Origin of the sequence: Bradyrhizobium ganzhouense, assembly GCF_049949285.1 — a bacterium.
GTDB classification, from domain to species: domain Bacteria; phylum Pseudomonadota; class Alphaproteobacteria; order Rhizobiales; family Xanthobacteraceae; genus Bradyrhizobium; species Bradyrhizobium ganzhouense.
The window spans coordinates 8,502,123-8,528,465 of record NZ_CP181318.1 but is presented as its reverse complement, the minus strand read 5'-3'; the positions used below and the strand labels follow the sequence as shown (position 1 = coordinate 8,528,465).

Sequence of the window (26,343 nt, the reverse complement as noted above, 5' to 3'; positions counted from 1 at the left end):
CGCATCGAAGATGCGAGGCGGGTGAGGGGGACTCTCCACGAGTCCGCTCCTTGATCGCGGAGGCAGCCCCTCACCCCAACCCTCTCCCCGTAAGAACGGGGCGAGGGAGCAGAGCCTCAAGCAAAATACCGCGTGAGTATCCCCCGATACACCTTCGTCAGCTTCTCCAGATCAACCACCGGCACGCGCTCGTTGACCTGGTGCATGGTCTGGCCGACGAGGCCGAACTCGATCACCGGGCAATAGCTCGAGATGAAGCGTGCATCGGAGGTGCCACCGCTCGTCGATAGCTCCGGCTTGCGGCCCGTGATCTCTTCGATCGCGGAGACCGCGAGATCGGTGAACGGGCCGGGCTTGGTCACGAACACGTTGGAGTTCGAGGGCTCCCAGACGATGCGGGCCTTGATGCGGTTGCCGCAGGCTTTGGTCAGCCGCGCCTCGACCAGCTCGCGCAGGCTCGCCTGCGTATGATTGTCGTTGTAGCGGATGTTGAATTTGGCCCGCGCCTCGCCGGGGATGACGTTATTGGCCTTGTTGCCGACGTCGACCGAGGTGAATTCGAGATTGGACGCTTGGAACTGCGCGCTGCCATGGTCGAGCGGCTCGTCCGAGATCGCCACGATCAGCCGCGAAATATCCGGCACCGGATTGGCCGCGCGGTGCGGATAGGCGACATGGCCCTGCACGCCGTCGACATAGAGCGTGCCCGACTGCGAGCCGCGGCGGCCGACCTTGATGGTGTCGCCGAGCGTCTCGACATTGGAAGGCTCGCCGAGCACGCAATGATCGAACTTTTCGCCGCGCTCGGCGGCCCACTGCAACAGCTTGATGGTGCCGTTGACGGAGACGTCTTCCTCGTCGCCGGTGATCAGGAACGAGATCGATCCCGTACCGTCGGCGCGCGGCTTGCCGCCGTTGGCGGCGAGATGCTCCAGCACTGCGGCGACCGAGCAGGCGATACCGCCCTTCATATCGACCGCGCCGCGGCCGTGCAGGAAACCGTCCTTCACTTCGCCCGAGAAGGCACCGACGCTCCAGGCGCTCTCGTCGCCGGGCGGGACCACGTCGGTGTGGCCGGCGAAGGTGATGTGCGGCCCTTCAGTGCCGATCCGCGCGTAGAGATTATCGACATCGGCGGTGCCGGGTTCGCTGAAGGTCACACGGTGACAGGTGAAGCCAGCAGCGTTGAGGGCTTGTTCAAGCACCCCCAGCGCACCGGCATCGGCCGGAGTTACCGAGGGGCAGCGGATGAGGTCGCGGGCAATGGACAGAGCATCGGTCATGCGCCCCGCATAACATGCATGCCGCCGGGTGGGCTAGCGCCGGGCGGGACAAATTCGCTCTCGCGCTGCTGGTCCCGGCCTTCGTGCGCAATTGCGCACCAGGCCGGGACGACGATGTTGTGGCTGTGTGCGTCGGGATCAGTCCCGCAGCAGTTCGTTGATGCTGGTCTTGGACCGCGTGCGCTCGTCGACGCGCTTGACGATCACGGCGCAGGCGGTGCTCGGGCCGATCTGGCCGTTCTTCATGGGCTTGCCGGGCAGCGCGCCGGGCACCACCACCGAATACTCGGGCACTTCGCCCATGAAGATCTCGCCGGTCTCGCGGTCGACGATCTTGGTCGAGGCGCCCAGGAATACGCCCATCGCCAGCACCGCGCCCTTGCGCACGATCACGCCCTCGGCAACCTCGGAGCGCGCGCCGATGAAGCAGTCGTCCTCGATGATGACGGGCTCGGCCTGGAGCGGCTCGAGCACGCCGCCGATGCCGGCGCCGCCGGAGATGTGCACGCGCTTGCCGATCTGCGCGCAGGAGCCGACGGTGGCCCAGGTGTCGACCATGGTGCTCTCATCGACGTAAGCGCCGAGATTGACGAAGGACGGCATCAGCACGACGTTCCTGGCGATGAAGGCCGAGCGGCGGACGACAGCGCCCGGCACCGCGCGAAAACCGGCATCGCGAAAACGGTTCGGGCCCCAGCCTTCGAACTTCGAGGGCACCTTGTCCCACCAGTTCGCCTGGCCCGGGCCGCCGGGAATGACGTCCATGTCGTTGAGGCGGAAGGAGAGCAGCACGGCCTTCTTCAGCCACTGATTGACCTTCCACTTGCCATCGGCCCCGCGCTCGGCAACGCGTGCCTCGCCCTTGTCCAGAATCTCCAGCGACTGGTTCACGGCCTCGCGCACTTCGCCCTTGGTCGAGGTCGAGATGCCGTCGCGTGCGTCGAAGGCACTGTTGATGGTGGATTCCAGGGCGGACAGGGACATCGGGATTTCCTCTCGGGAAGGCCAGGATTTGTAACGGATTGGGTCGCTTTTTCGGGATTTGGAGAGGTGGAGTCAAGCTTGGTTCGCTGTCATCACCCGCGAAAGCGGGTGATCCAGTACGCCGCGGCGGACGTGATGAATCGAGGTGCTGGCGAGTACTGGATACCCCGCCTTCGCGGGGTATGACGGCTACTTCGGGTGGGGCAATCTCGCCAAGAACCCCGCCAGATCATCCGTGACGTGGTCGACATGGGCCGCATCGCGGCCCTCAAGTTCCCAATCCTCGCGCACCACTTCCTTGGTGCCGTCAGGCACCACCAGCACGGTGGTCATTCCGAGATCGTGCGGGACGGTGAGGTTGCGGGCGAGGTCTTCGAACATGGCGGCGCGTGTCGGGTCGACCGCATGTTGCCTCAGGAATTTCTGATAGGTCTGCGCCGCCGGCTTGGGTTCGAACTCGGCGGCGATGATGTCGAACACGCCGTCGAAATGTGAGCCGAGGCCGAGCCGCGCCAGCACCGCATCGACATGATCGACCGAGCCGTTGGTCAGGATCAGCTTTCGCCCCGGCAATTCTGCGATGGCCTCGCCGAGCGCCGGGTTCGGCTCCAGCGGCGAATGGTCGATCTTGTGCACGTAAGCGAGGTAATCGTCGGCGCGGACGCCATGCAGGGTCATCATGCCGCGCATCGTGGTGCCGAAGCGCTGGTAATAGTCCTTCTGGATCTTGCGCGCTTCCTCCGGGCCGACCTGCAGCCAGTTGCACACGAACTCGCCGATTCTGGCATCGACCTGCTGCCACAGATTGACGTGATGCGGGTAGAGCGTGTTGTCGAGGTCGAACACCCAGGTGTCGATATGGGCGAAGGCGCGGGGGGATTTCATCAAGATTCTCTCAATCACGGCACAGCAAATCGCAGCGTCTTGCCGCCGCTCGACATGTCCACCGCCCCAAAACCGGTCGGCGCAAATCCGCGCGCGCCGCAATCGGTCTGCTCGTTGGTCTCGAACTTGGTTTCGCGGGTGCAGAGCTGCTTGTCGCCGCCCCAGTTCAGCGGCTTGTCCTTCAGCTTGACGGCGCGGTTGTCGCTATCCACCGCTTCCGCGAAGCTGAAGATCTGCTTGGGCTGGCCGGCGACATCGGGATGCAGGCAGGTCTTGGGATCGATGCGGTACCAGCCGCGGCTCGTCACCGACTTGCCGTCGTCGGTCGCGACCGCCGCCATCACCTTGTGCGGCGTGTCGTTGCACCAGGTGAGCCCGCTCGGGGACGGCGCCTGCGCCGCGTCGACCATGGTCTTGAACAGATTCGGCGATGAAACCACGTCGGTGGGCAGCCCGCGGCTCTTCAGGAACGCGGCGAGCGCGGCCTGCGTCTTCGGTCCGTCGACGCCGTCGATCGCGCCGATGTCGTAGCCTGCGATCACCAGCAGCCTTTGGATGCCGGCGAGCCGCGCCTGCTCGTCGTCATATTCGGAATCCTCGGCGAGGTAGGCGACGAGATTGCCGTCGTCGCCTTGCGTCGGCGTGATCTGGGTGAAGGCGGCCTGGGTCTGGCCGCTGCGGCACTGCCGTGCGGCCGCGATGACGAAATTGTCCTGCGCCACGCATAGCATGTCGCTGCCGTTCTGCGGGATTGGTGACGCACCATAGACGCCAAGCGCGCGGGCATTGAGCAGGATGCGGTCGGCGGTCAGCGTGCCCTGAACCACGACGCGGCAGGTGGCGGGATCGATCCTGAACCAGCCTCGCGTCGCGGTCGCCGCCTTGTCGTCGATGCCGATCGCGGCCTCGACGACATAGGACATGCGGTTGCAGATCTTGAGGTCGGCGAAGGCCGGCGCGGAGGAGAAGACAAACGAGACGGCAGCCGCCGGAAGGGACATCAGCAAGCGGGTCAGATTGGAACGGCGGGGGCGCCTTACTCTGCGCTCGTCATGCCCGGCCTTGTGCCGGGCATCCACGTTCTTGGTATCGGACAAAAGACCGTGGATGGCCGGGACAAGCCCGGCCATGACGCCGCCCTTTGTTCGCTCCCGCATCACTTATGTATCAGCGTTCCCGTGCCCGTGTTGGTGAAGAGCTCGAGCAGCACCGCGTGCTGCATCTTGCCGTCGATGATGACGACGCCTTCGACGCCCTGCTCGAGTGCATAGATGCAGGTCTCGACCTTCGGGATCATGCCGCCGGAAATGGTGCCATCGGCAATCAGCTTGCGCGCGTCCTTGATCGAAAGCTGCGGGATCAGCTTCTTCGACTTGTCGAGCACGCCCGGCACGTCGGTGAGCAGCAAGAGGCGCTTTGCCTTCAGCGCGCCGGCCACTGCGCCCGCAAAAGTGTCGGCGTTGACGTTCAGCGTCAGGCCCTCTTTCGACGTTGCGAGCGGCGCCAGCACCGGGATCAGCTCGTAGCCGATCAGCTGGTTGAGCAAGGTGAGGTCGACCTTCTCGGGATCGCCGACGAAGCCCAGATCGACCGCTTTCTCGATGTGCGAGTCCGGATCGATGATGGTGCGCGTCGTCTTCGACGCCTTCACCATGTTGGCGTCCTTGCCCGACAGGCCCACGGCCTTGCCGCCGGCCTCGTTGATGTAGCCGACGATCTGCTTGTTGACGGAGCCGGCGAGCACCATCTCGACGATCTCGATGGTCGCTGCATCGGTGATGCGCAAACCGGCGGCGAATTCCGAGACGATGCCGAGGCGCTTGAGCATGGTCGCGATCTGCGGCCCGCCGCCATGCACCACCACCGGATTGATCGCGGTCTGCTCGAGCAGCACGATGTCACGGGCAAAATTCTTCGCGGTCTCCTCGTCGCCCATGGCATGGCCGCCATATTTGATGACGATGGTTTCTTCGTCGTACTGCTGCATGTGCGGCAGCGCTTCGGACAGGATGCGGGCCTGGTCGAGCGGGGAGATTTCGGTCATGAGGCGGATCTCGCTGGCGGGACTAACGCGGCCAGCGTTCTATCTGATTGGCGGGCGAGGCGCAAAGTGTGACTGGTATGCCGTCTCGTGTCCCGGACGCGGTGCGGCGCGTAGTGCCGCGCCGCTGAGCCGGGACCCAGAAAGCCGCATGGGCCCCGGCTCAGCAGCGCACCGCTGAAGCGCTGCGCTGCGTCCGGGGCACGAGACCTATTTCCGCGCCACCACCGCCGCCAGCGTCACCACCAGCCAGCTCAAAATCATCACCGTTCCGCCGGTCGGTGCCGCGAACGGAAACAGCGAGTGCCCTGCATATTGCCGCAAGGTGAGGTCGCCCGCGAACAGCGCGGCGCCGATCACGAAGCCGAACGCGGCGATCAGGCCAATTCCGCCGTGCAGAAGGCCGCGCGCGAGCAGGGCGACGGAGGCCAATATGGCAGTTGCATGAAACAGCAGCATGGCGCTTGCGGAGGCAAGCCGGCTGGCATCGGCGCCATGGGCGGAGGCTGCGGCCAGCGCGACGCCGGCAGCGCCCATCAAGCCGGCAAGGGTGATCAGAAGGCGAGCCATTACTTGGTCCGCTCCTCCAGCAACTTGGCCATCGCGGCGCGCAGTTCGGCCATGCCGGTCGCGCTGCGTGACGAGGTCGCGAGTACGTTCGGGAACGCCGCTGGATGCTTGGCCAGCGCGGCCTCGGTCTCGGCGACGCGCGATTGAAGCTCGGAGGCCTTCACCTGATCGGCCTTGGTCAGCACGATCTGGTAGCTGACGGCGGAGCGGTCGAGCGTCTTGAGCACTTCGAGATCGACGTCCTTCAGCCCATGCCGCGCGTCGATCAGCACGTAGACGCGCGCGAGCGAGGCGCGCCCCAGCAGGAATGTGTGGATCAGCTCGGTCCAGGACGCGACCTGGCTCTTCGGCGCCTTGGCATAGCCATAGCCGGGCATGTCGACGAGACGCAGGTCGGTTTTCCCGGGGACCTCGAAGAAGATCAGCTCCTGGGTGCGGCCCGGCGTATGCGAGGTGCGCGCCAGCGCGTTGCGCCCCGTCAGCGCGTTGATCAGGCTCGACTTGCCGACATTGGAGCGGCCCGCAAAGGCGATCTCCAGCCCCGCCATCGGCGGCAGCGTTTGAATCGAGGGCGAAGCCCAGATGAACTGCCAGTCGCGGGCGAACAGCTTTCGCCCGGTTTCGATCAGCCGCTCGTCAGTCTTGTCGTTCATGCGAGCGGTCCATCCTCTCGTCATGGCCGGGCTTATCCCGGCCATCCACGTCTGTCCGCACGGTACCCTCCTAAACGTGGATGCCCGGGACAAGCCCGGGCATGACGATGTGGAGGCATTTGCGCCCGGCAATAACGGCGCCTACGTCGCCTTCCTCGCGAACGTCGCCTTGAGATTGTCGAACAGCTCCACCTTCACGCCGTTGCGGCGCATGATGAAGCTCTGCTGGAGCACAGAGAGCGTGTTGTTCCAGGCCCAGTAGATCACGAGGCCCGCCGGGAAGCCGGCCAGCATGAAGGTGAAGATCAGCGGCATCCAGTTGAAGATGATCTGCTGCGTCGGATCCGGCGGCGTCGGGTTCAGCTTCATCTGGAACCACATCGTGATGCCCATGATGATCGGCCAGATGCCGAGCGCGAGATAATGGCCGAACAGCGGGAGCGTGGTCGGATCGAACGGGATCAGCCCGAACAGCGTGAACAGATTGGTCGGATCCGGCGCCGAGAGGTCCTTGATCCAGCCGAAGAACGGCGCGTGCCGCATCTCGATGGTGACGAACAGCACCTTGTAGAGCGAGAAGAACACCGGGATCTGGATCACCACGGGAAGACAGCCGGCGACCGGATTGATCTTCTCCTTGCGGTAGATCTCCATCATCTCCTGCTGCTGCTTCACCTTGTCGTCGGGATAGCGCTCCTTTAGCGCCTGAAGCTGCGGCTGGACCGACTTCATCTTCGCCATCGAGGCGTAGGACTTGTTCGCAAGCGGGAAGAACAGCAGCTTCACGATCACGGTCACGAGCAGGATCGAGATGCCGAAATTGCCGAAGAAGCGGTAGAAGAAGTCGAGGCCGAGGAACATCGGCTTGGTGATGAAGTAGAACCAGCCCCAGTCGATCAAGAGATCGAAATGGTTCAGCCCGAGCGCCTTGTTGTAGCCGCCGAGCCCTGCGAACGGGAACACGCCGACGACGCCGGCTTCCTTGGCACCGGCGAACAGCCGCGCATTTGCGGTCGCCGTGCCGCCGATCGCGACGGTGACGGGATCGAGCAGATAGTCGGTCTGGTAGGTGTGGACGTTGCCGACGAGGTTCGAGGAGAACTTCGCCTGAAGCTGCGCACTGGTGTCGGGCAGCAGCGCCGAAGCCCAGTACTTGTCGGTCATGCCGAGCCAGCCATTGGTGGCCTTGAAGTTGACCGACTTGGCTTCGTCTATCTTCTTGTAGGCATATTCCTGCAGGCCATCGAGATAGCCGATCAGGCCTTCATGCAGGATGTAATAGCCCGACACCTGCGGCGTGCCGTGGCGTGAGATCAGCGCGAACGGATAGAGCGTCACCGGCGCGTTGCCGACATTGCTCACGTCGTCCTTGATGGTGAAGAGATAGTGGTCGTCGACCGCGATGGTGCGGCGGAAGGTGAGGCCTTCGCCATTATCCCACTTCAGCACCGCAGGCGAATTGGGCGTCAGGCTGCCGCTGCCCTCCTGCTGCCAGACGGTCTGGGCATCGGGCATCTTCGACGTCACGCCTGTTGCCGCCACCCAGCCGAACTCGGCGTAATAGGGCTCAGCCGTGCCGGAGGGTGAATAGAGAATGATCGGCGGCGATTTCGGGTCGACGGTCTCGCGGAATTGCAACAGCGCGAGGTCGTCGATGCGGCCGCCCTTGAGCGAGATGCTGCCGGCGAGCCGCGGCGTGTCGATCTTGACGCGCGGGCTGGCGGCAATCGCGGCGTCGCGGCTGACGGTCGGCTGGGCCTGCTGGCTCGCGCCCGGCGCGGTGGTGGGCGCAGGCGCGCTGCCGGATTGCGGCGTGGCACCCGGCGTCGCGGACGCCGTCGGCTGCGGTGCGGTCTTCTGGAGCTCGGCCTGCGCCTGCTGCTGGGCGCGCTGCTTCTCCATCGCCGGCACATTGTAGAAATACTGCCAGGCGATCAGCACCAGGCCGGAGAGAATGACGGCGAGGATGGTATTGCGATTGTCAGTCATCACTATGGTCTCGTCATCAATCCGGTTTGCGGCTGGCGGCTGGGCCGGGGCTTGAATCTGGCCTCGGCCCGCGTCCCTTGTTAGGTCCCTTGGCCGTATGCCGCACGGGCTTCGTGAACGCTATGCGCAGATCGTCGAGCATGGTCGTGAAGTCGCGCGAGAGCGCGTCCCTGCGGCCGACCAGCACGTAATCATGATGGGGTTGCATCGACACCGGATCGAGCCGCTTCACCAGTTCGCGAAGCCGGCGCCGGATGCGATTGCGCTCGGGGGCGTTGCCGTTCTTTTTGGTAACGGTGAAGCCGATCCGGATCGGGCCGCTGTCGTCGCGCCCACGGCTTTGCAGGACGAACGCGGGACTATTCACCCGCGCGCCATTGGCAACGGCGAGGAAATCCGCTCGCTGCCTCAGCCGATCCATAATGAAATCCCAAAAAGGGGGTCCGGCTCAGGCGCTCAGACGCTTGCGGCCGCGGGCGCGGCGGGCAGCCAGAACCTTGCGACCGCCGGCGGTCGCGAGACGGGCCCGGAAGCCGTGGCGGCGCTTGCGCACCAGTTTGCTGGGTTGATAAGTCCGCTTCACGGGTTTTTCTCCGCTGACCGGGCAATTTGCCTGTAGAATTGATGATAAAGTCCGGAAGATGCGGCCCAAAATGAGCCATTTCCGGCCCCAGAAGAGCCGCTCCCGGTGTCGCACCGGGTCATCGCGGACAATTTGGCCGGCTTATAAGGGAGCGTCTTGTTTTCGTCAACGCCGCAGGACCGCACAGTTCCGGTGAATATCGCTGTTTCCTTGGGGTTTTTAACCCTTGAGGTGGCAACTCGCGGTATCAGCGCCTACATCCCACCTTGGCAGATTAGCGATCCGTAATTTGACCGCCCCCCGGGGCGGGTCGCATCCTCCGATAGCCAAGGCCAGCAGGGGCGAATTTCGTGGCGACAGACCTCCAGCCGACCCAAGATCTGGATCTGGATCAGGATCTGGATCGGTCAATGGACCAACCGGACCCGCCGGTGACGCGGTCCCGCGGGCCGGGCGGTCTCGGCCTGTCCGGCAAGCTGTTGCTGCTGACCGTCCCCCTGGTGATGATCGCGGCCGTCCTGCTCTACGTGCCTGCGATCGCAAACTTCTGGGTCAACCGGCTCAACGACCGCGTCGCCGCGGCCAACACGGCGGCACTGGTGCTCGACGCGGCGCCGCTCGGCATGGTGCCGGATTCGCTGTCGCGGGAAATCCTCAAAAGCATCAATGCGCGCGCGGTGGCGATCAAGATGGGCCAGCAGCGCCGCCTGCTCGCCAGCGACAATCTGCCTGCCACGATCGAGCACGACATCGACCTGCGCGACATGACGGTGTGGCAGGCCATCACCGGCTCGTTCCAGATGATGCTGGAGACCGGCAACCAGCCGATCCGCATCGTCGGCCCCGGCGTCGGCAACGCCCAGTTCATCGAAATCGTGACCGACGATCTGCCGCTGCGGCAGTCGATGTACCGCTTTTCCCGCAACGTCGTGGTGGTCGCGCTGATCATCGGCATTTTGACCGCGGGCCTCGTCTATCTAGCGCTCCATTATCTCTTCGTGCGGCCGATGCGGCGGCTGACGGCAAGCCTGATCGGCTTCCATGAAAATCCCGAAAGCTCGGCGCGGATCATCGTGCCGAGCCAGCGCAGCGACGAGATCGGCGTCGCCGAGCGCGAATTGTCGGACATGCAGCGCGACCTGATGTCGATGCTGCATCAGAAGAGCCGGCTCGCAGCGCTGGGCCTTGCCGTCTCCAAGATCAACCACGATCTGCGCAATCTGCTGGCCTCGGCACAGCTGCTGTCGGACCAGCTTGCCAGCGTGCCCGATCCGCGGGTGCAGCGCTTTGCGCCAAAATTGGTGCGCTCGCTCGAGCGCGCCATCGCGTTTTGCCAGTCGACGTTGTCTTATGGGCGCGCCCAGGAGGCCGCGCCCGACCGCCGCATGATGCTGATCGAGCCGGTGGTGCTGGAGGTGCGCGAGACCGCGGGTCTTGCCAACGACGTCTCGATTGCCTGGGTCGCCGCCATCGAGCGCGGGCTAGCGGTCGACGCCGATCCCGACCAGCTGTTCCGCGTGCTGCTCAACCTCGTCCGCAACGCCGCCCAGGCGCTGGAGAGCCATGCCTCCGGCGACGGCGGTCCGCAGCAGATCCGGATCACTGGAAAGCGCGAGGGCGCGGTCGCCATCCTGGAGGTCTCCGATACCGGCCCGGGCGTGCCCCAGCGGACCCGGGAGCATCTGTTCGAGGCGTTCCAGACCTCCGGCCGCCCCGGCGGCAGCGGGCTGGGCCTCGCCATCGCCGCCGAGCTCGTCCGTGCCCATGGCGGCGACATCCACCTGGTCGAAGGCACCATCGGCGCCACCTTCCGGATCGTCATCCCCGATCGGCCCGTGGAACTCCTCTCCATCCGCAACGAGCGGGCGCTGGCCTAATCGGCCAGCGGCCGACGCGAAAACCGTCATCTCTCTGCAAAATCTCCTCATCCCGGACCTTGCCAATCGGGACAAGAGCGGTTAGTCAGAGCGCTCTTTCGCACCCCTCCGGCGCTCGTCGGAGGCTGCGTGCGGGCCCAGCCCGCACAGTTGCTTGCGAAAAACGCGCCCGTAGCTCAGCTGGATAGAGCATCAGACTACGAATCTGAGGGTCGGACGTTCGAATCGTTCCGGGCGCGCCATTCTTTTCAATGACTTAACCAGAACGGCGCTTTCGCCAAGATCGGTCTAGCTACCACCTAGCTACCGCGCGGCGGCTCTGTCGCGTCCCCGACCGGAAAGCCGACGTTGCGCGCCCATGCCGTAAGGCATTCATCGCAAATCGGCTCCTGATCTAGTGGCAGCGTGTCCAGCATCTCCCGCAGCGCCCAGCGGTCGGCCTCGGGCCAGCGTCCGCAGATGGTGCAATCGATGGTCGTGGGGTTCGCCATGAGCTTGCGGCGTTCCGTTGCGATGGTGAATTGCCGTGATTGCGGTGAACGACAGTGGATGTTGCCGAATTGGTTACAACGACCGCTTTACAGAATCTTCTGTACACGCCTAGTGTACGCAGATTGCGAAGTGTACGCAGCTTGTGAAGGTTGCGACGCCCTTCGCAAAAACAAACGGCCCGCCGGATTTCTCCAACGAGCCGTTTGCCCCCGGGGCGCAACCCCCGAGTTTGGGCGCGCCAGTGAGGATGCGGGGCCGGACGAACTTCCCGGTTGGTCGGCCCTGCTCCTTACACAGCGAATCGGGGTTGCCGACTCGCCTATGGACTGTCCGGTAGATGGGTCCCGGATTCAAGGGATAGCGAGTCAGTTCCCCACGATTTACAGGCCGCACAACCGGAGGCGTTGGATGACCACTGAACTTTGGACTTGGGGTGGCTCCCATTTCGGTGTGAGGGATGGGGACGACCTTTGGACTTTCGATGGACGCCACGTCGGGCGGTTTGACGGTGACGAGGTATATGGCCGTGATGGCAAATATCTCGGTGAGATTATGAACGACAATCGCCTGATTACTCACAGGTCTAAGAGTTCACAGCGACAGGGTTCGTTCGCACCTTATGCCCGCCGCGTGGGGCATGTGCGATACGTCGGCTACGTTGGGTATGTCATGTACGCTGGTTACGAAAACTTCCCCGAGCCTGAGAGCTTTCAATAACGCAGCGAAGCTTTCGGAATTTTGTATATTTTGCGGGGACCACTATGACGCGCGTTCGGGCCGACGAATTTTGGCCCCCGGGGGCCGGTCCAAAATCACCCCGGCCCTAGCACGCGCTGCACGGCGCTGGTGCCGATGCCGAGTGTGCGACCGATGCGGAGTACGCCCATGCCTTCGGCCCGGAGGCTGCGGATGCGCTTTTCGATTGCCGGGGCGATGGTGGGGCGGCCGAGTTTGATGCCACTGGCCTTCGCCCTGGCTAGGCCAGCGTTCACCCGCTCGCGGATCATGCAGCGTTCGAACTCCGCGAACACGCCGCACATTTGAAACATCGCCCGGCCGGATGGGGTGGTTGTGTCGAGTGCTTGCTGATGCAGATACAGATTGCAGCCGAGGGCCTGTAGTTCGTTGAGGAAGCCGACGAGGTCCTGCAGGCTCCGGCCTAGGCGATCAACGGACCACGCCGCGATTAGGTTGATCTTGCGCGCCGTGGCGTCGCGAAGCAGGCGATCAAAGCCCGGGCGCTTGTCACGGCCCTTGGCGCCGCTAATGCCCTCATCCTCATAGATGCCGACGACTTGCCACCCGGAGCGAGCGGCAACGGCTTCAAGCTCTCGCCGCTGGTTCGCGGTGGTTTGGGTGTCTTTGCTGACGCGGAGATAGATGCCGACGCGCTTCATATCCTGCCCTCCGGTGTTGAGGGCGAGAGTATAGCGCAGTCTATACCGAAAATAAATGATTACGGTATGGGTCGGGGCGAAAGAAATTCGCGAGCGAAATCACTGCCCGTTGTCTGAGCTTGGCGGCCAAGGTTTTCGGTATGGGCGATGCATCGATCACGTTGCTGCGTCCCGACTGGCGAGCGATCGCTTCCATCTGCGCCGCGAAGCTGTTGACGTTTGCGATCACAGCGAGCTTGGGACGTTCAAACGGCAGCGCCGCGATTGCCGCCCGCATCCGCACCGGCAACGTTTGCTGTGGATCGCGGTAGACCGCTTGGAGGAAGTCCAGCGACGTTGCGTCGGCCGGTAGCTCTATTTCCGCATCCGGCTTCGCGATCTGCTGCAACGCTTGGTAAAACTCACTCATCCCCTTTCCTTTCTAATTATCTCTTTGTGGAGAGTGTGGAGGGTATGGAGGGGGTACTACCGTTACAGAATCCCTAGAGGGTAGAAGGAATTTCGGGCCTCCACACCCCTCCACACCCTCCACTGAGCCAAGGCCCTGCATCGCTAGAATCTCCGGTAAGGCGCTGGCAGCGCTGCGGGGATCAGGTCCAAAACTGCGACCGGAGGAAGCGAGCCACCCCAGTCCCCTGCCGGGGTGTCCCAATTGACCGGGCCATAGATGCGAACCCAAGCGGCGCGGCATTCTGCAAGCGGTGGGAATGCCCATCCGTTGCGTTTGGAATCGTGGTGCTTGTCGCAGGCGATGCCGATGCGCTCTTCGTCAGTGAGGAAATTGCGCAGCGCTTCGCTGGTGAGATAGCGCAGCCGAGGGGATTTCTCTTGCGCGTCGGCGAGAAGGTTTGTGGTGTAGGTGGTGTTGGGTCGCTTCTCCAATGCCCCCGGCAACCGGCCATCGTGCAACAGGCCCAGATACCATTGCTCCTCTGCCGGCAGCGAACGGCTTTGCTGCTTTTGCAGCGCCGCGCCTTTGAGGATGCTTTCGGGGACCTCGCGCGGATGCCAGCTATCAAGGTCTAACTGCGTGAGGTCGTGGAACATCGCTGCGGGGCCGTCCCCCTCGATTTGCTGATGCAGCGCTCTGAAGTAGCTCCGATCACCCCGGTACTGCGTGCTTACGTCAAAGGCAGCGTAGCGACGCTCGTTGCGGCCAGCGGGGATCACCCAGCCGGGCTCAGCAAGCATGATGATGTGAAGGCAGTTGCGGATTTGAAAAATGCCGATGCCCTTCGGCTCAATCGCAAGCGTTGCTTCGGTTATCATGCCCTGCAAGCGGCCAGCGCAAGCCTTGTGCTTCTCGCCCCAGAACGCTTCATCAGCGATCAGCAACACGCAGTCTTGCAGATGGCCGTTGAACCGGCCAACCACTTCCTCGCTGCTGCTGACCTTGAAAGCATGAACCCCGAATATGCGCCGCAGGCATTCGGCGAGCGTCCCCTTGCCCGCGCCCTTTTCACCGATAAGAACCAACGCAACTTCGGCCTGCCGATCAGGATTTTGGATGCTCCAAGCGATCCAACGGATGATGTACTCGGCATGTTCCGCGTTGCCCTTGGCGACAACGTCAACGATGTGCCGATAGATCAAGCTCCAGTCCCCGGCCGTGCCTTCCACGCCCCAGCAGCGCCAGAGGTTGAGGCAATCGTTGACGACTTGCGGGCCGCCAGGGTGAAACACGACGCTGCGATACTGGCGACGCCCCCGATGCTTCAGCCACCATTTGCCAAGGTCTTGCATTTCAGTGTTGAACCCGCCGACACGGTTCGGCACGTCAACGGGAACGGTGTGGTTTGAGTACCGCAGCATGAAGCTGTCTTTGAGGTGATAGACCAGAACCTCTTTCGTGGGGTCTAGCTGCGACGGCTCCCAACTGGCGATGACAGTTTTGCCCCCGACGTTGTCAATGATCGCATGCCGATTGTTCATCACCGTTAGGTACTGATCGGCAGCGGATGGATTTGCCGCGACCGTTGGCGCGGGCTGGCCCCGGGACATTAGCTCATCAAGGCTTGGCCGGTCGTCGGGCGCAGGCGGGGGCTTTGCCGCAACTACGTCCCGACGAGCGGCAGCAGCGGCTTGCACGGGCTGGGCTGTCTGCGTGCGGAATCTCGCGACAATGCCTTTTGAGACTTCGTCACTCATCACGCGCCCTCGGCTTGTTGCTGCTTTTCTTTGACCCTGCGAGCCTCAGCCCAAGCCCCGCGAATGGCTTCGATCTGATCGAACAATTCGAAGCCGATAGCCCTGCCGATGTTGGCCGCTTCCATCTCGCGTTCGCGGCCGGTTAGAAACGCATCGATGTCACGTTCGATAAGCTTCCATAGGAAGTCCGTTGAGGAGAAGATTCGTGCGCTCATCCGCCAAGCTCCCGCTTGCGCGCGGCACGCCACCTTGCGTCCTCAACGTCGAGCAAGGCATCAGCGACGGCTTGTCCGGGTGGCCGCCAATCGCCGACGCCCTTGGGCTCAACCCAACCGTTGCGACCCGGCGCGACTCCGTTGGAGATCGGCAGTGCGCCGCCAACCGTGACCTTTTGTGCTCGGCCAAGCTGCGCTGTGGAAGGCACCCGGTTCTCGCGGATCACTTCCGCCATCGAGCCGCCTTCTGCAGCGACCATCTCCGCGACAACTTCACGCGGCATGCCCATTCGCTCGGTGGGATCGAAGCGCGGGATTGGCTGCGGGACAAACGGTGCCGGTGGGGAAGCGGTGAGCTTCGCTACAGCAGCTTCTAGCTCCGCGATACGCTGATCGCGATCTTGATTGTCCATTTGCGTTTATCCTTTCCGGTTGGGGCCGAAGTCGCCAAGGATGTCACGGCCCTGCGGCTGCGGACTCCCGGCTGCGGGACCGTGCTGGCCCTGCGAGCCGGTGCTGTGAACAACGCGCCCCGTCCCCGGGCCACCCCTGCCAACGTTGCCGGCTACGGCGTTGCCAAGTGGAACGTCTCGCGCGTTGCCGGTCACAAGCGGCTGCGATGCGGCGCGGAACGTGCCGGTATCGGTTGCGTGATTGGCCTTGGGCGCGCCGATGTTCGATACCGCGCCCGGTGAGATAATGCGGGTTGTTGGAGCGCCAGTGCGAACGCCAACGCTGCGGACCTTGTTCATGTTGGAGCCGCCGCCACTCTTTGCTTTGCTCATACGTTGATCCTCACTGTTGGTTTGATGCCCGGTGCGAAATGCAACAGGTGCTGCGAATGGGAATGCCACTCGACAAGCGCGTTAGCCGCCTCAACGTCGAGTGCGATGCAGGTCAGGGGCATCGCCAGCGGAAGCTTGGTGCCGTTCCACTGCGGATTGTTGCCGTCAATTATCGTGCCGGTGGGCACAAGCCATTGCCCGCAAGGCCAGTCGCTGGTGAGTTGATATTTCATAGTTGGTGCTCCGGTTAATTCAGCCATCTGCCGCGCCGCAGTTCGTCGCGAAAGACGGGATGCAACAACTGCACTTGCGCGTTCTCGCGAAGCTTGTGGTCCGGGCAATGACGCGAAAGGCAACTCAGCAAGAACACCACTTCGAACATCATTGCGTCGAATTCGTCAGCGGTGAGCGCGTCCTGCGGATCAAACGGCAGCCAGTCGGTGTTGTTGAACTTTCGAGCGCAACGGCAGTGCGGCCAGTCGGGACAAAGATCGCGGCGCCGGCTCATTGTCTGCCCCCGTGCGGGGTGAAACGCATGTCTGGCAATGCGTCCACACATTCGCCCAGCGGTGGCTCTAGGCCCGGATCAGCGGAGTATCGCGGCGCGGGGAAAGGGGGCGGTCCGCCGCTGCCGGTGACGAACGCGCCCGACGCGCCGTCGGCATCGGACATTGCACGGTCGTAATAGGTCGCTCCGTCGCCGCGATACGCAGCCAGAGCAGAGCGCCGCTCCTCAGCAAACCACGCGACGCTACACGGCTTGCTGCAAAATCTTTGCTTGGCCTCGCGGGGCACGAAGTCGCGATTGCAGTTGGTGCATTTCATGCGGGGATTCTCCTAATTCTATCCCTATAGAATGCGCCTTTTCCGAATAAATGTCAACTTGAATTTCTAGTTATTTCAATGGCTTAGCTGCCATTGATGGAGGGTGCGCCACGAAAAGGGCGCCTGAAGCGATTGCTCCAAGCGCCCTTGAGATCGTTCGTTGATTGCGAAACTACTTCGCCGGCTTGCGCTTCCGCTTCTTCCGTTCCTCGCCAAGAAACTTCAGCGCCTGAGCCTGAGACAAAAACGCAGAGGTCTGTGGATTTGCAGAAAGCAAAGGCGTCAGTTGAGCTTCGTGCTTCGCAAGCCGCATGTAGTTGTTCGCTGTGCTCAGTGATATTCCGCATTCAATGCCGACATAGTCTTGCCAGAGACCATGCTTGACGGAAGCCTTGGCCGCTATCAGTTCTTTGCCGGCATCGATCGCAGCGGTGAGGCTTTCGCCGAGTGCGGCCATTGCTCTGCCGTGCTGGTTTCGGATGGTGGCGGCTCTCTCCGCGAGGGTCGGCGGAGCCGGGGGCACCACAACAAGGTCGCGTTGTTGAGGTGCAACGGTAGTTATTGCGGAGCCGATGAAGCGCTTTAGGGTTTCGCTCATGGCTGGCCCTCCGTCGGCGGGATGGGTGCCCAGTGAGTGGCAAGCAAATCATCATCCGTGCCGGCCGCTTTCCATCGCTCGACGGGGTACGACTGCCAGAATCCCACGACAGGCGCAAAGCTGTCTGGTTCTGGCGGATGCGCATGGGGGCGGGCCAACAGCCAAACCGAACTTCCATCCTTCGGCGCCGTTTCGATTGGTCTCCAATCCGTCATTGTGCGGCCCTCCGTTCGCTGGTGCTGGTGCGGACGCGTGAGGCAGTCCATGCGTCAAGGTCGGATTGGCGATAGACCACACGGCGACCAAGTTTGGCGAAGGGAGGCCCTTCGCCAGTCACTCGCATTCTCTCAAGGGTTCGCTCGCTGAGGCGTAGAATCGCAGCCGCCTCGTGCTGCACAAGAAATGCAGACATGATCGTTTCCTAACGATGTTGAGGGAAGCGGCGAGGGAGGGAGTTGACGCCCTCCTTTTCGAACCACGCCTAACAGCACCCCGGGATGCCGATAGCCGCTATCTAACGACAAACGCCGTCGCAGGTCATTCAACCTAAGCGGAGCTTACAACCCCACTATCTGGGATAATCTAGAGATTAGGTTGTATCACAAGGCTGTGACAACAGCCGCCAGATGTTCGCTCCAGCGCTCCAGCGCGTCGCGCATCTCGGCCACGTAGCGAGCGCGGTTGTAGACGCCTGCCACGCCTGCACGGTGTCCGCTGACGTGGTTTAAGATCGCCTCAACGATATGCGGCAGCACGCCAAGGCGGTCGGCCATCACAGTGGCCGCAGTACGCCGCAGGTCGTGCAAGCGCCAGTCGAGTCCATCCGCCTTCGGATTAATCTTGCGCCGTGCCGCGAGAATGCGCGCATCGAGCGCGGCCTTTGATTTCGACCAACCAGAGAAGCCGCGCGGCGTGTCGCCTTCTCGGCGCGGGCCATCGCCAAAGACGTGATCGCGATCGTTGCGGCGGGCGGGGAGCAGGGCCAGGGCGGCGGAAGGCAGCGGCAGCAGATGCTCGCGATGGTTCTTGGTGCGGGTGCCGGGCAGGGTCCACGCGTCGCCAGCGATCTCCGGCCACAACATTCCACCAACTTCATCCCGACGCTGAGCGGTCAGCATCAGCAACCGAATAATCCGCCCATAGTCGTCATCACCGCATGCGCGCCAAATCTCTGCAAGCTCGGCATCGGTAAGAACACGCTCGCGAGACTTTGGCACGGCTGGCCGATTAGTCCCCATCACCGGGTTGGCCGGAATGTCGAGGCCGTCGCGAATAGCCCAATTGAACATAGCCGAGAGAGCGGCGCGAGCATGAGCGGCTGCTACTGGCCCTTTATCGATCGCAATCTCGTCAAGCCGCGCTGCGATATGGCGACGCCGAATGTTGAACACCGAAATCGGATGCAACGGCTTCCAAGCGACTAGCAGGTGCCTCTCTGTTTCAACGTAGCTTCGCGGCTTTTGCTTCGCCTTGGCGTGCTTCAGATATTCATCAGCAACTCTGTGAAGAGTGTCGCTGGCCTGCAAAGCAGCGAGGGCCTTTTCGTCCGCAGGGTCCTTGCCGTCCGCTACTTTGCCTAGCAACCGCTTCGCTTCCTTGCGCGCGAGGTCCGGTGTCCAAGGTGAGCCGTGCGGGCCGATGGTGTAGAAGCGCTGCCGTTTAGCGAAGCGATACTTGAGGACGTAGACCGGTCCGCCCCGCTGGCGCCGGACGCCAAAGCCTCGCACCGCTTCTTTGTGCCCGGCATCCCAAACGGTTGCGCCGGCTTCTAAGGCCTGTACCGCGCGAATTGTTACACTGCCCGACGCCATTGGTCCGCCGCTCCTAGCTACCATTTAGCAACCACGATAAGGCAAATCGCAGCGGGTGCGAAGCGGCTGGTGTCGCCAAATGTATTTGAATTTATTTGCTAAATCGTACTTGTGACGGCGAGGGCGTACCCGTGGCGGGTGTGTTCATCAGACTACGAATCTGAGGGTCGGACGTTCGAATCGTTCCGGGCGCGCCATCTATCTCTGTTTTCGCTGGATTTTTTCGACACCCGTCGATCTCGAAATCAGCGACGCCGGAAATGTTCGCTCTTCCTGAAATTTTTATCGTTCCGCGGTGGAACGGCTTCTGTTCGGTGGGAACGAAGCCAAATCCTGCAATCCGCCGACAGTGGCCCGATCGATCATTGATGCTAATCGCCTAGCAAGCCTGGCGCTCAGCCGTGAAAAGCAAACACTTCGATCGGATCGCTGAAGCCGCGCACGGAATGTTTGCCGACGCGCTCGAGATTGAAAGCGCCTTCGACTTGCTCAGCGAACGCACGGGATACCAGCACCCTCCTGCGCAATTGTTTGGTGAGGGTTTCGAGACGCGAAGCCATGTTGACCGCGGGACCAATGACAGTGAAGTCCAGCCGGGAGCGCGATCCGATGTTGCCGTACATCACGTCCCCGAGGTGGATGCCGATGCCGTAGTTCAGCGGTACACGACCAGTTTTGCCGTTGTTCTCGTTCAGAACCAGCATGGCTTTGTGGGCTTCGTCCACAGCATGCAACAGATTAGCGCAAGCCGAAGGCTGGCTGAGCGGAAAAATTGCGAGCAGGCCGTCGCCGATGAGTTTGAGTATTTCTCCACCGTGTCGCAAGATCGGCTCCGACAACACTTCGAAATAGTCGTTTAAGATATCTATCACGTCATCTCGTGGCCAATTGTCAGAGATCCGAGTGAAGTCACGCAGGTCGGCGATCATGATGGCGGCGCGCACAGTCGTCCCGCTTCCGCGTCTGGTAGCACCTTCCAGAATAAGTTCGCTAGCATGCGACCCGACATAAGTTTCGAGCAGCGTTCGTGCTAGCCGGTTCTTCATCCGGATCTCGCTGACCAGCGCCAGGATCGGCAAAAGTGTCAATAGGTCGGCGATTTGCTTGTTATTGAAACCGGAGCGACGGTCGGTTGAAAAAGCCACGACATGCCGCATTCCGAGAGTATGGTACAGCGGCCAAGCTACATAGTCGGTTAGGCCTTTCGCGCGCATCTCATCGAAGATGGCATGCCGACGGCCCAGCGCAGGATCGAGTTCGAGATTTTCGCGTATCTCGGCCGCCCCGTCATGAATTTCTTTTACGGGACTACCTATGTATTCGGATCGCTCGCTCACATCGTAGTCAAGCCGCTCGATCTCTGCTGCACGCATTCCATCCGCCCAGGTGATCCGAGCGCCGAGCCACTGCGGATGATGTATCAGAAGATGGAGCGACGCCCGCTTGACGGGAATGCCCGCCTGCTGGAGGCGCATGCAGAGGTCAGCGAAAATATTGTCAATGAAGCGCTCATCGCGAGTATCGTTTGTCAGCCAGTATATGATGCCGTCGATAGAACTGGCGGTAATGGGATCGACGTTGGATGGCGCGTTCATATTGTTGTTCTCAGCAGTGACGCAGGTCGACGATAGAGGTTATGTCGTGTCCTCATGGGGTCGCTTCAACGGAGGCTGGGTCAAATCTGACGGGCTTGGGCGAAATTGCCCATCGGTGAGCAACGGCCCCGCTATCATGCATTGTAGGGATTCGAAAAAGTGCGCAGAGAGCGTCCTGGTTCGAGACGTTCCTGGCGAATCGTCGTACGTGGGCCAACGTTAAGGCTCATGCGCTGCCGGACCGATTGCTTGACGAATGTCGACCGAGTGGTGGCTACGGAATCCGGGCCCTTTTCAACGTTGCGACTCGACTGATTCGCGAAAGGAACTCGAGTTCTCGTCGCCTTTTGCCGCCGGGAAGTAGATCACCTTGTCGGCGTTATCGAATGACACCATCCCGGCTGGCTTGCCGTACTTGCGAAGCGCTGTATTCAAGTCGCAGATCTCGGAATTGCGCTCTTCTTCCGACATGTCGGCGCGCACTAGATGCACAGTGGCGAGGATCCTGGAGGTTGATCCGGCCGCAGCACTGCGGTGACCAGCTTGCCAACACCTGACCAACGCTCACCCGACAAGAGGATCAATTCCTCTGAGCGTTCCAGTATCCTGAACACCGCTCACGCCCAGCATAACCGGTCCATGTCCCTCGGCCAGTTCCGCCCGATAGCTTGCCAGAGCCGGATGCAAATTTCTCGCCGACCGAGACCGAGGCGTGAACCACACCCGATCTTGCTACGTTGCCTTTGAACTTGAGAAGGTTAGGGTGGGTTACGATGCCTTGGTTGATATTGACGGTGAAGTTGTAGGTCGGATCGCATGCTCCGCGCTGGGTTACGAAAGCTAGTTCCCACGAACCGTCGTAGGCGGAACTTCGCGCAACAGCCGTAGCGGGGAGCAATGCGCAAAAACTTACTGCCGCGATCAAGCACGTTACAGTTTTTTTCATGGGGTTATTCCTCACATGTCGCGCTTTAAGGGACGCGGGAGCTAAGCACTACTTGCCCAGATAAGGTGCCGAAGTCGTCCCTACGATAACGGTTAGGCGGCCCAATTGACTTGTCCATTTTCGCCGCTGATTGTCAGATTGCCGCCTTAGGAGAAACTCGACGGGACGTGGCAGCCGGATTTTAGACTCCCCAAGTTTGGAGGGCGCGGATCGGCCATGCTAGGGCAGCGGAAACTTAGTTTGTTAGGCTTGACGACGGAGCGGCTATTTGTCCGTCCTGAGACGCCGTCGCCAGTACCACGCGCGTTCGATCGAAGGTTTCAGCAAGAGGGCCAGTTGAGGAGCTGATTTGCCGTACGAGCGTAGTCATGAATCGCGATGCCAGCTCGTTGGAGTCGTCCACTACGATGTCGGGTGCGGCGGAAGTCAGAATCACTTCGCCTTCGCTCGGTTGAACCGGCGCGAGACCGTGCGAGTAACTCCTGAAACGTCGTTCGTACGGGTTGCGACGCGAAGCATCGATGGCTGCGAGCCGCGTGTGGGCGCCGAGCGCTTTCAATGTGGACAGGAGGCCGTCGATGCTCAGCCCTTCGTGGCGAACGTCAATCTCGTCCCAAATCTTCGCATCGACAGGAATCATGTAATTCTGACCTCCGGACTGGATGGCGTATCCGCCGAAGTAGACTAGGACGGTTGAACCAGGGCGTACTTTTGCCTTCAGCCGTTCAGCGGCGGCAAGCATCTGCGCGCGCGTGCCGTTTGCAAGCAAGTCGACCGAGAAGCCCTTGCTGCGGAGGGCAACTGCCAAGGCCGTGGCGTCATGCGCTGTTTGGTGCAGGGGGACCTCGGCGTCCGGATAATTTGAATCACCAACAATAAGAGCTAGGCGATCGCTCTGGTCCGCGTTCGTGTCCTCGATCAGGCTGTGGGTCTGCTGCACGGACTTGTCGCGAGGCTCAAGTCGCATCATCGCGTTTGAGAATCCCGCCGACAACACGATTGCGAGGCTGCCTACTGCAGCGATGCGCGTCAGAGAGTTTATCTGTTTCACGACAGCCTCCTATTGCCTTCGACCTGCTTAGGATGCTCGTGTTCTTGATCGATTAAAATGGAAACAATGTGAACCTACAGTTTCCAAAAGTACGACAATCGTGTCCTGGCGTGCTGTCCTCTGTCGTCCTGGGGATGGGGAAAGCACTAGGTTCCAAGGCGAAGTGCTTGGCGTAAGAGGCCCAATCTATCGGAAATTGCGCCAGATTCGTCTGGCGTAGTACTGGCGCGGAGCCAGCGCTTGGGGTGGCCGATCTCACCTATCAGGCGAACGACCCATCAACGGCAAGTTCTCGTCCCATCGGGTCTTCACCGCGACCGCGATTCTCTACTTTGTACTTTGCTATGCGCTGTCCTATCTCGCCAGAGAGCTCGAGCGTCGTCGTGTGCGCATGAGTTGATCTAGTCACGGAGACCGACGGGCTCCTGCTGCCTTCCCTTTGAGGGAGTTAATTTTCTTCCGAGAAATGATAACCGGATCTTTCCTTCGCGCACCAGGTCGTCGGTGATGCGCTTGAGCGTCGCAACGGCTTCCCTGGTTGCGCGACTTACCGGCCGCCCCTTTGGCAGAGCCATAGTACGGTCTGCGCGAATCCAAGGAAGGCTCGCCGCAGCAAGCGTTCCTGCCTCGACTTCCTCGTGAATGCCGGAGTATGGCATCAAGCCGTAGCCGATGCCCTGCGCGACGATGCGCTTCATGGGAATGCTGCTCTCAACACAGATCGTGTAGGGCACCGACGCGGGGAATTGATTCCGGCTGAGAGGCACGACTGCGCTCGGTAGAGAAGCAAACGCCTTGGGCGTCACGGTGCGCCGCCGAAATAGCGGATCGTTTGGTTGTCCAAAAAGAAATACCTGCTCGGAGACGAGTAGCTCGAACTCCAGATGATCATTCTGCCGGGGGCCGGTGAGGACAGCCAGATCAAGTTCGTGATGAGCAAACCGAAGGCCTACCCCTGTTGGAAATCGGTGAGTCGCTTCGGACCGATCGGTTCCTGGCTGACGACCGAGCTTCCAAGGTAGGATTTCCGAGCGGTGCGTTAAAGATCCGTCTCTTCCCGCTGCAGACGCGTCGGAGAGACGGTGCACATGCCTCGCTTATGCCTGAACTTTCCCAAAGCTCTCGAGGCTCGGATAGTCAAGATAGCCCGCATCCGAGCCACCGTAGATTCCGAACGGCTTCGGCGCGTTATATGGTCCGCCGGCAAGGATGCGCGCTGGCAAGTCCGCATTGGCGAGAAATAGCCGGCCAAAGGCGACTGCATCCGCTTCGCCCGAATCGACGATTTCGGCGGCGCGCTCGGGACTAATGCCCGCATTTACGATGAGGGGACCGCTATAGTACTCGCGGAAAATCGGCAACATTCTCTCGTAGTCCGGCGCTCCGGTCCATGCATTCGTGTCCGCCAAATGCAAATAGGCCAGCCCTGCGGTCGCAAGCCATTGAGCGAGCCGTCCGTAGGTGTCGGCCGGATTCGGATCCCGTGGGCTGTTGTAGTCCGCAAAGGGTGATAGACGGAGGCCGATCCGCGAGCGCGGGATCGAGAGCGCAACCGCCGAAACGATGTCAGTCAACAATCGCAATCGTCCGTCGACGCTTCCGCCATATTCATCAAGCCGCAAGTTGATCGTCGGAGAGAGAAATTGATGAATCAGGTACCCGTTGGCGCCGTGAATCTCGACGCCGTCAAATCCGGCACGAACTGCGTTGGCGGCAGCCACTTCGAATTCGCCGAGGACGGCGTGGACATCCGCGAGAGTCATGGCGCGCGACGCCGTTGCAGTGACGCGCACATAAGCGCCGTTCGCCAGAAGTGCCCATACTTGGAGCCGATCCAGATCGTCATTTACGCCTGAAGGCGATAGTGGCTGCTTGTCGGACAGGAGGCCGCGCGCACTTGCGCGTCCTGCATGCCATAGCTGCGCTACGATACGGCCGCCCTTTTTGTGAACTCGATCGACGATCGGTTTCCAGGCCTCGGTTTGATCGTCGGTCCATAAACCGGGGGCGCGGTCGAAGGCATTCGACATCGGGCCAACGTTGATACCCTCGCTGATGATTAAGCCGGCACTCGTGCGTGCGGCATAGTATTCGGCTGCGGACGCGTTGATGACGCCGTGCTCGTCGGCACGGGAACGTGTCATCGGCGCCATGACTATCCTGCTGGTGAGATCGAGATCGCCCAGAGCCGTTGGACGGAAGAGACCATTCATGTTTGCCACCTCTTCAGTATGGGCATGTCGCGTTGCCCGCATTATCAAAAAGCGTTGTGCAACCGAGCGGTCAAATAAGCACGCTAGAAGACAAACGGCTTGCATATCCTCCATCTGGATTGGACTATCTGGTTCAGAGTGACCGGCGCCCTTACGCGACTGACAGCCGCAATGCTGCCGACGTCAGAGATGTGAGAACCAGTTCATGCAATTATCGACAATGGAGCGGCGGTCGTGGTTTCTTTACGAGTCGACGAGGGCCGCCGGCTAGCCGTGCCGGCTGTCGATCTTTCGACGGTCGAGAACCTAGGGTCGCAGGCCGGTCGTGTAGTTTGTGGGTATCCATTCGAAACGGCCATCCTTGGGGCGAATGTGCCCCAGTCCAGGGAATGCGATGTGGGCGGCCGCAATCCAGGTGTCGGTCCGTGCTGCCTCCGAGAATACCGTCAGGCGCTGTGCCTCAGCCGCGAACGGATCGCTGTCATAGGTCACGGACACGGCGGGATCGGGAAATTGGATCGGAGCGACATGGACGAGGTCTCCCCACACCAGCAGCTTAGCGGTCCCGCTCGTGACCTCATAAGAGGTGTGGCCCGGCGTATGGCCGGATGTCGGGACGGCGCGGATCCCATCCGAGAGCTGCTCATTGTCCTTGAATGGTCGCAGTCGGTTGGAATCGATGTATGGCTTCAGCGACGTTCGATCGCCTTCGAACATGGGCTTTAGGAATGCCGGCGCCTCACTCTCGCTTTTTGCATCGAGCCAGTAGTCGAGGTCCTTTTCGTTGACCCTGACGATGGCGTTCGGGAATGCGACCTTGCCGTGCGGAGCAATGCCTCCCACGTGATCGGCATGGAGGTGAGTAAGGTAGATCTCGTCGATCTGTTCAGGCCGGTAGCCGGCCGAGGCGAGATTTTCGACAAGATGGCCGCAACAATCACCGTAGAGGCTGCCTGCACCGCTGTCGATCAGAACGAGCTTGTCGCCGGTGTTGATCAGGAAGGCGTTGATTGAACCTTCAACCGGCGCGGCAAGTCGGTCGGCGGCCAGGAGGGACTCGGCTTCGCCGGGATGCTCATCCGAAAGCTTGACAGCCTTGCGGCTGCCTCCGGCAATCGTCTCGTTTCGTGTCATCACCTCGTGAACGGGGAAAGGGTGCGTGCCATCGAGAATAGCCGTGATTTCGAATTTCCCGAGCATGATCCGGTAGAAGCCGGGCGCCTGGACGCGTTGCTGGGGCGCCGCCGCATCGGCGGTCCCTCCGTGTAGAACGCAGGAGAGCGCACCCAGAATAAACGTGCGGGCTCGGGTCATGATAAATCTCCTATTTCATTCCGCGTTACCAAAGGCTCAGTCGCGGGCTGCCTTTACCTGTTCCGGTGTGACTGTGCCCGACTTGCCT

The 26,343-nt window shown here is 61.5% G+C and carries 28 protein-coding genes and 2 tRNA genes; 3 read left to right on the top strand and 27 right to left on the bottom strand.

Annotated elements, in window-relative coordinates; all coding sequences use genetic code 11:
- Window positions 1-116 precede the first annotated feature (116 nt).
- The 10 genes from dapE to rpmH all read right to left on the bottom strand — a co-directional run bounded on the left by dapE (window position 117) and on the right by rpmH (window position 8,988).
- Window positions 117-1,283, bottom strand: coding sequence for a succinyl-diaminopimelate desuccinylase (gene dapE / locus ACLFLU_RS39670; protein ID WP_426410052.1), 1,167 nt, complete (start codon window positions 1,281-1,283; stop codon window positions 117-119).
- A gap of 138 nt (window positions 1,284-1,421) precedes the next feature.
- The gene (dapD, locus tag ACLFLU_RS39665) at window positions 1,422-2,267 is read right to left on the bottom strand and encodes a 2,3,4,5-tetrahydropyridine-2,6-dicarboxylate N-succinyltransferase (protein ID WP_426410051.1); all 846 of its coding nucleotides are present in this window, start codon (window positions 2,265-2,267) and stop codon (window positions 1,422-1,424) included.
- Between the two features lie 189 nt (window positions 2,268-2,456).
- Window positions 2,457-3,152, bottom strand: a complete 696-nt coding sequence (locus tag ACLFLU_RS39660; protein ID WP_426410050.1) for a pyrimidine 5'-nucleotidase — start codon at window positions 3,150-3,152, stop codon at window positions 2,457-2,459.
- Between the two features lie 14 nt (window positions 3,153-3,166).
- A complete protein-coding gene (locus tag ACLFLU_RS39655) occupies window positions 3,167-4,153 on the bottom strand; it encodes a DUF1036 domain-containing protein (RefSeq protein WP_426414172.1) in 987 nt (328 codons plus the stop codon).
- Between the two features lie 155 nt (window positions 4,154-4,308).
- The gene (argB, locus tag ACLFLU_RS39650; RefSeq protein ID WP_426410049.1) at window positions 4,309-5,196 is read right to left on the bottom strand and encodes an acetylglutamate kinase; all 888 of its coding nucleotides are present in this window, start codon (window positions 5,194-5,196) and stop codon (window positions 4,309-4,311) included.
- A 207-nt stretch (window positions 5,197-5,403) separates the two neighbouring features.
- Window positions 5,404-5,763 (bottom strand): DUF423 domain-containing protein, encoded by a 360-nt coding sequence (locus ACLFLU_RS39645; RefSeq protein WP_426410048.1) that lies wholly within the window; start codon window positions 5,761-5,763, stop codon window positions 5,404-5,406.
- Window positions 5,763-6,416, bottom strand: a complete 654-nt coding sequence (gene yihA, locus ACLFLU_RS39640) for a ribosome biogenesis GTP-binding protein YihA/YsxC (RefSeq protein WP_426410047.1) — start codon at window positions 6,414-6,416, stop codon at window positions 5,763-5,765. The genes ACLFLU_RS39645 and yihA overlap by 1 nt, the downstream gene beginning before the upstream one ends.
- A gap of 141 nt (window positions 6,417-6,557) precedes the next feature.
- Entirely contained in the window at window positions 6,558-8,405 is a 1,848-nt protein-coding gene (yidC, locus tag ACLFLU_RS39635; protein WP_426410046.1) for a membrane protein insertase YidC, read from the bottom strand.
- A gap of 16 nt (window positions 8,406-8,421) precedes the next feature.
- Complete coding sequence (gene rnpA / locus ACLFLU_RS39630; protein ID WP_426410045.1) at window positions 8,422-8,826, bottom strand: ribonuclease P protein component; 405 nt, start codon at window positions 8,824-8,826, stop codon at window positions 8,422-8,424.
- Between the two features lie 27 nt (window positions 8,827-8,853).
- The gene (rpmH, locus tag ACLFLU_RS39625; protein ID WP_008542748.1) at window positions 8,854-8,988 is read right to left on the bottom strand and encodes a 50S ribosomal protein L34; all 135 of its coding nucleotides are present in this window, start codon (window positions 8,986-8,988) and stop codon (window positions 8,854-8,856) included.
- A gap of 410 nt (window positions 8,989-9,398) precedes the next feature.
- On the opposite strand from rpmH, the gene ACLFLU_RS39620 reads away from it, so the two are divergent.
- Both ACLFLU_RS39620 and ACLFLU_RS39615 read left to right on the top strand, forming a co-directional pair.
- Window positions 9,399-10,865 carry a sensor histidine kinase gene (locus ACLFLU_RS39620; RefSeq protein WP_426410044.1) on the top strand — a complete coding sequence of 489 codons (1,467 nt, stop codon included), beginning with the start codon at window positions 9,399-9,401 and terminating at the stop codon, window positions 10,863-10,865.
- A gap of 165 nt (window positions 10,866-11,030) precedes the next feature.
- Window positions 11,031-11,107, top strand: a tRNA-Arg gene (locus ACLFLU_RS39615).
- A gap of 1,062 nt (window positions 11,108-12,169) precedes the next feature.
- On the opposite strand, the gene ACLFLU_RS39610 is transcribed toward ACLFLU_RS39615, so the two are convergent.
- From ACLFLU_RS39610 to ACLFLU_RS39560, 11 genes are all read right to left on the bottom strand, one after another.
- On the bottom strand, window positions 12,170-12,754 hold the full coding sequence (locus ACLFLU_RS39610; protein WP_426410043.1) for a recombinase family protein: 585 nt from the start codon (window positions 12,752-12,754) through the stop codon (window positions 12,170-12,172).
- A gap of 40 nt (window positions 12,755-12,794) precedes the next feature.
- Window positions 12,795-13,163 (bottom strand): hypothetical protein, encoded by a 369-nt coding sequence (locus ACLFLU_RS39605; protein WP_426410042.1) that lies wholly within the window; start codon window positions 13,161-13,163, stop codon window positions 12,795-12,797.
- 143 nt (window positions 13,164-13,306) lie between these two features.
- Window positions 13,307-14,902, bottom strand: coding sequence for a DUF5906 domain-containing protein (locus ACLFLU_RS39600; RefSeq protein ID WP_426410041.1), 1,596 nt, complete (start codon window positions 14,900-14,902; stop codon window positions 13,307-13,309).
- Window positions 14,902-15,117, bottom strand: a complete 216-nt coding sequence (locus ACLFLU_RS39595) for a hypothetical protein (protein ID WP_426410040.1) — start codon at window positions 15,115-15,117, stop codon at window positions 14,902-14,904. Before ACLFLU_RS39595 ends, ACLFLU_RS39600 begins: the two co-directional genes overlap by 1 nt.
- Window positions 15,114-15,530 (bottom strand): hypothetical protein, encoded by a 417-nt coding sequence (locus ACLFLU_RS39590; RefSeq protein WP_426410039.1) that lies wholly within the window; start codon window positions 15,528-15,530, stop codon window positions 15,114-15,116. The genes ACLFLU_RS39595 and ACLFLU_RS39590 overlap by 4 nt, the downstream gene beginning before the upstream one ends.
- A 6-nt stretch (window positions 15,531-15,536) precedes the next feature.
- Window positions 15,537-15,902, bottom strand: coding sequence for a hypothetical protein (locus ACLFLU_RS39585; RefSeq protein WP_426410038.1), 366 nt, complete (start codon window positions 15,900-15,902; stop codon window positions 15,537-15,539).
- The gene (locus tag ACLFLU_RS39580; protein WP_426410037.1) at window positions 15,899-16,135 is read right to left on the bottom strand and encodes a hypothetical protein; all 237 of its coding nucleotides are present in this window, start codon (window positions 16,133-16,135) and stop codon (window positions 15,899-15,901) included. Before ACLFLU_RS39580 ends, ACLFLU_RS39585 begins: the two co-directional genes overlap by 4 nt.
- Window positions 16,136-16,149: 14 nt before the next feature.
- Window positions 16,150-16,410 (bottom strand): hypothetical protein, encoded by a 261-nt coding sequence (locus ACLFLU_RS39575; RefSeq protein ID WP_426410036.1) that lies wholly within the window; start codon window positions 16,408-16,410, stop codon window positions 16,150-16,152.
- Window positions 16,411-16,899: 489 nt separating this feature from the next.
- Window positions 16,900-17,325 carry a DUF3102 domain-containing protein gene (locus ACLFLU_RS39570; RefSeq protein WP_426410035.1) on the bottom strand — a complete coding sequence of 142 codons (426 nt, stop codon included), beginning with the start codon at window positions 17,323-17,325 and terminating at the stop codon, window positions 16,900-16,902.
- 211 nt (window positions 17,326-17,536) lie between these two features.
- Window positions 17,537-17,668 carry a hypothetical protein gene (locus tag ACLFLU_RS39565; RefSeq protein WP_426414171.1) on the bottom strand — a complete coding sequence of 44 codons (132 nt, stop codon included), beginning with the start codon at window positions 17,666-17,668 and terminating at the stop codon, window positions 17,537-17,539.
- A 256-nt stretch (window positions 17,669-17,924) separates the two neighbouring features.
- Window positions 17,925-19,136 (bottom strand): tyrosine-type recombinase/integrase, encoded by a 1,212-nt coding sequence (locus ACLFLU_RS39560; protein WP_426410034.1) that lies wholly within the window; start codon window positions 19,134-19,136, stop codon window positions 17,925-17,927.
- Between the two features lie 123 nt (window positions 19,137-19,259).
- Here ACLFLU_RS39560 and ACLFLU_RS39555 point away from each other — a divergent pair.
- Window positions 19,260-19,333, top strand: a tRNA-OTHER gene (locus tag ACLFLU_RS39555).
- A 198-nt stretch (window positions 19,334-19,531) separates the two neighbouring features.
- On the opposite strand, the gene ACLFLU_RS39550 is transcribed toward ACLFLU_RS39555, so the two are convergent.
- From ACLFLU_RS39550 to ACLFLU_RS39525, 6 genes are all read right to left on the bottom strand, one after another.
- Window positions 19,532-20,731, bottom strand: a complete 1,200-nt coding sequence (locus tag ACLFLU_RS39550) for an adenylate/guanylate cyclase domain-containing protein (RefSeq protein ID WP_426410033.1) — start codon at window positions 20,729-20,731, stop codon at window positions 19,532-19,534.
- A gap of 294 nt (window positions 20,732-21,025) precedes the next feature.
- Window positions 21,026-21,202 carry a hypothetical protein gene (locus ACLFLU_RS39545; RefSeq protein WP_426410032.1) on the bottom strand — a complete coding sequence of 59 codons (177 nt, stop codon included), beginning with the start codon at window positions 21,200-21,202 and terminating at the stop codon, window positions 21,026-21,028.
- A gap of 710 nt (window positions 21,203-21,912) precedes the next feature.
- On the bottom strand, window positions 21,913-22,728 hold the full coding sequence (locus ACLFLU_RS39540; RefSeq protein WP_426410031.1) for a caspase family protein: 816 nt from the start codon (window positions 22,726-22,728) through the stop codon (window positions 21,913-21,915).
- A gap of 401 nt (window positions 22,729-23,129) precedes the next feature.
- Window positions 23,130-23,816: a LysR substrate-binding domain-containing protein gene (locus ACLFLU_RS39535; RefSeq protein ID WP_426410030.1), complete on the bottom strand. Its 687-nt coding sequence runs from the start codon at window positions 23,814-23,816 to the stop codon at window positions 23,130-23,132.
- A 9-nt stretch (window positions 23,817-23,825) separates the two neighbouring features.
- Window positions 23,826-24,941: an alkene reductase gene (locus ACLFLU_RS39530; protein ID WP_426410029.1), complete on the bottom strand. Its 1,116-nt coding sequence runs from the start codon at window positions 24,939-24,941 to the stop codon at window positions 23,826-23,828.
- Window positions 24,942-25,247: 306 nt separating this feature from the next.
- Window positions 25,248-26,255: an MBL fold metallo-hydrolase gene (locus ACLFLU_RS39525; protein WP_426410028.1), complete on the bottom strand. Its 1,008-nt coding sequence runs from the start codon at window positions 26,253-26,255 to the stop codon at window positions 25,248-25,250.
- Between the last annotated feature and the right edge of the window lie 88 nt (window positions 26,256-26,343).